A 3,693-nucleotide genomic window follows, 5' to 3' on the forward strand; every position below is an offset into this window, starting at 1 on the left:
CGGCATGGCCAAGCAATTGCTGCACGGCCCGGAGATCGGCGCCGTTCTGCAGGAGATGGCTGGCGAAAGCATGGCGCAGCACGTGCGGCGAGATCTTCGCCGAGGCGATGCCGGCCCTTGCCGCCAGCCCTTTCAGGTCACGCGCAAAGACCTGGCGCGAGAGATAGCCGCTGTCGGAGGCGGCCGGAAACAGGAACGGACTGTCGGCAAAGGCTGGCACCCTGGCGCGGGCGGCAAGCCAGGTCTTCATCGCCGCGCGTGCCTTGGCCGAGAGCGGCACCATGCGCTCCTTGTCGCCCTTGCCGCGCACCATGAAGAAACGGTCGTCGCGCTGCGCCACCGTCACCGGCAGGCCGACCAGCTCGGAAACGCGCAGGCCGGTGGCGTAAAGCACCTCGACCAGCGCATGCAGGCGCAGTGACGCCAGACTGTCCCCATCGCCCGACGAGGCATCGCCGGCCTCAAGCGCCGCTCGGTCGATCAGCCGGCCGGTGTCGGCCTCGCTCATCGTCTTGGGCAGCGGGCGGCCCTTTCTCGGGCTGTCCAGCGTGCCGGTCGGGTCATCGCCCCGCAGGCCTTCGGCGTAGAGGAATTTGAAGAACTGGCGGATCGCCGACAGTTTGCGCGCCTGCGACGTGGCGGCAAAGCCGCGGGCGGCAATGTCGTCGAGATAGGCGCGGATATCGGCGGCGGCGGCACCAGCCAGCCCGCCATCGATCGCGCCAGAAGCGTCCTCAAGGTCGCGGCGGTAGGAGGAAAGCGTATTTTCAGCCGCGCCCCGCTCGGCGCTCATCATTTCCAGAAAGGCTTCGATGCGGGCGGCGCCGTTCATTCAACTTTTCTTCGGGTTCAGCTTTTCTTCGGGTTCAGCTTTTCTTGGGGTTCAGCTTTTCCGGAGGGATGCGCACGCTCATTTCGCCCTTCTTTGGCTCGACGAACATCACCAGTGCGAACATCGCACCATAGGCAATACCTGCCAGAATCGCTGTTACCACGACAAAGCGAAACAGTGTCGGCATCAATTTTCGCCCGTCTTCTTGTTCTGCGTTTCCAAACCCTGTCCCCTTATGGGACGCCAATCCGGCCAATTCAAGGAAGAAGCGGAGGCCTGTTAGCAACTTCTGATGCAGACCCTGCTGGTCCATGTCGGGTTCAAGGCGCTTGCCACGCTTGACGCAAACGGGCTTTTCATGTCGATACGCCGGCAAAGAGGGCCTTCGAAACATCCGATGAACGCGTTGCCAGCAAATCCTCCAGACGAGACCTACGCCGCGTTGCTTGGCCGGCTGGGCAGCCGTTCCGTCGTCTTCGTCGGATTGATGGGTGCCGGCAAGACGGCGATCGGCCGCAAGGTGGCGACGATGCTGGCGCTGCCCTTCATCGACAGCGACCAGGAGATCGAAAGCGTCTCGCGCATGACCGTTCCGGAGCTGTTCGAGCGCTATGGCGAGACCGAATTCCGGGCGCTGGAGCAGCGCGTCATCCAGCGCGTGCTGGAAAACGGCCCGCAGGTGCTGTCGACCGGCGGCGGCGCCTTCATGAATGCGCAGACGCGCGAGGCGATTGCAGCGCAGGGCGTGTCGGTATGGCTGAAGGCCGAGCTCGACCTTCTGATGGACCGCGTCTCCAAGAAACAGAACCGGCCATTGTTGAAAAGTGCCGATCCGCGCGCCGTGCTGGAGCGGCTGATGGGCGAGCGCTATCCGGTCTACGCGACATCTGATGTCACCGTGCCGACCCGCGACGACCGCAAGGAAGTCATCGCGACCGAGGTGGTGGACGCGCTGTGCCGGCATTTCGGCATCGATGAGACGACGGCGACGGGCGAGGTGGAACAGTGAGCATCGAGGCACCCGTTGTCGTCGAAGTCGGCCTTGGCGACCGGACCTACGATATCCTGATAGGTTCGGGGTTGTTGTCCCGCGCGGGCGCCGAGATATCGGGCCGCCTGCCGGGCACACGCGCCGCGGTCGTCACCGACGCCAATGTCGCGGCAGCGCATCTCGATGCGCTCAAGGCCGGGCTCGACACGGGTGGCATCCAGCCCGCCATCATCACGCTGCCGCCCGGCGAGAAGACCAAGAGTTTTGCTCATCTCGAAGAGGTGGTCGACGGTGTGCTGGCTGCGAAACTGGAACGCGGCGACATCGTCATCGCCTTCGGCGGCGGCGTTATTGGCGACCTTGCGGGCTTTGCCGCCGGCATCGTGCGGCGCGGCATGAATTTCGTGCAGATCCCGACCTCGCTGCTGGCGCAGGTCGATTCCTCGGTCGGCGGCAAGACCGGCATCAACAGCCCTCGCGGCAAGAATCTCGTCGGCGTTTTCCATCAGCCGAAACTGGTGTTGGCCGACACCGGGGTGCTGGACACGCTGCCGATCCGGGAATTCCGCGCCGGCTATGCCGAGCTCGCCAAATACGGGCTCATCGACCGGCCGGAATTTTTCGCCTGGCTGGAAAAGAATTGGGTCGAGGTTTTTGCCGGCGGGCCGGAGAGGGCGCAGGCGATTGCCGAAGCCTGCCGTGCCAAGGCCGAAATGGTTGCGCGCGACGAATTCGAGACCGGCGACCGCGCGCTGCTCAATCTCGGCCACACATTCGGCCACGCGCTGGAAGCCGCCACGCAGTATGACGGAGCCCGCCTCGTCCATGGCGAAGGGGTCGCCATAGGCATGGCGCTGGCCTACCGGTTCTCGTCGCGGCTCAATCTGGCCAGCCCCGACGATGCCGCGCGCATCGAGGCGCATCTGCGCGCGGTCGGCCTGCCCTGGCGGATAGCGGACATCCCGGGCGAATTGCCTGATGCCGAGGCGCTGCTTGCCTTCATCACCCAGGACAAGAAGGTGTCGCGCGGCGCGCTGACCTTCATCCTGACGCGCGGCATCGGCCAGGCCTTCATCGCCAAGGACGTGCCGGCCTCGGAAGTGCTGTCGTTCCTCAGGGAGAATCACCCGAAGGAAAGCGACCGGAGATGAACGAGCCCGGCTGGATCGTCGTCGCCGTCCTTGCCATCCTCATCGTGCTGCTCGTTGCCGTGCGCACGCGCCTGCTTGCCATGTTCGGCTACGAGCTTTCACGCATCGAGCCGCAGCGTTCCAGCCAGGACGAATTGCGCGGCGCGGTCGACGATTTCCGCCGCGACGGCCAGGTGGTGCGCGAGGATCGCGACCGCGTCGGCGGCCTGTTCGATCTCGCCGAACTCGAAGTCTCCGACATCATGGTCCACCGCACCAACATGCGCTCGGTCAATGCCGACAATGCGCCGGAAGCGGTGGTGCGCGAGATCTTGCAAAGCCCGCACACCCGCATGCCGCTGTGGAAAGGCTCGCTCGACAACATCGTCGGCGTGCTGCATGCAAAGGATCTGCTGCGCGCCTTGAACGAAGTCGGCAACGACTTCTCCAGGATCGATGTGATGAAGATCGCCTCGAAGCCCTGGTTCGTGCCCGACACCACGACCTTGCAGGAACAGCTCAACGCCTTCCTTCGCCGCAAGGCGCATTTCGCCGTCGTCGTCGACGAGTATGGCGAGGTCGAAGGGCTGGTGACGCTGGAGGACATTATCGAGGAGATCGTCGGCGAGATCGCCGACGAGCATGATGTCGACATACAGGGCGTCAAGCAGGAGGCCGACGGCTCCGTGGTCGTCGACGGTACGGTGCCGATCCGTGACCTCAACCGGGCTCTCGACTGG

General features: G+C 64.6%; 5 protein-coding genes. 3 read left to right on the forward strand and 2 right to left on the reverse strand.

Annotation, left to right across the window (positions count from 1 at the left end):
- Together EOC06_RS18195 and EOC06_RS18200 are read right to left on the reverse strand one after the other, a co-directional pair.
- Nucleotides 1-832, reverse strand: an 832-nt coding sequence (locus tag EOC06_RS18195; protein ID WP_164898639.1) for a site-specific tyrosine recombinase XerD, incomplete at its 3' end; no start/stop codon positions are given.
- A gap of 34 nt (nt 833-866) precedes the next feature.
- Nucleotides 867-1,019, reverse strand: coding sequence for a histidine kinase (locus EOC06_RS18200; RefSeq protein ID WP_127266685.1), 153 nt, complete (start codon nt 1,017-1,019; stop codon nt 867-869).
- 210 nt (nt 1,020-1,229) lie between these two features.
- On the opposite strand from EOC06_RS18200, the gene EOC06_RS18205 reads away from it, so the two are divergent.
- From EOC06_RS18205 to EOC06_RS18215, 3 genes are all read left to right on the forward strand, one after another.
- Nucleotides 1,230-1,841, forward strand: coding sequence for a shikimate kinase (locus EOC06_RS18205; RefSeq protein WP_128308425.1), 612 nt, complete (start codon nt 1,230-1,232; stop codon nt 1,839-1,841).
- Complete coding sequence (gene aroB / locus EOC06_RS18210) at nt 1,838-2,974, forward strand: 3-dehydroquinate synthase (protein WP_128308426.1); 1,137 nt, start codon at nt 1,838-1,840, stop codon at nt 2,972-2,974. The genes EOC06_RS18205 and aroB overlap by 4 nt, the downstream gene beginning before the upstream one ends.
- Nucleotides 2,971-3,693: CBS domain-containing protein (locus tag EOC06_RS18215; protein ID WP_245469739.1), on the forward strand; the 723-nt coding region annotated here is incomplete at its 3' end. The genes aroB and EOC06_RS18215, both read left to right, overlap by 4 nt.

The sequence above is a fragment of the Mesorhizobium sp. M7A.F.Ca.MR.362.00.0.0 genome (assembly GCF_004023175.1).
Lineage (GTDB): Bacteria > Pseudomonadota > Alphaproteobacteria > Rhizobiales > Rhizobiaceae > Mesorhizobium.

What these genes read in the sequence shown, in the direction of transcription:
- EOC06_RS18205 (WP_128308425.1), top strand. Translation starts at nt 1,230, where the DNA reads ATGAACGCGTTGCCAGCAAATCCTCCAGACGAGACCTACGCCGCGTTG.
- EOC06_RS18200 (WP_127266685.1), bottom strand. Translation starts at nt 1,019, where the DNA reads ATGCCGACACTGTTTCGCTTTGTCGTGGTAACAGCGATTCTGGCAGGT.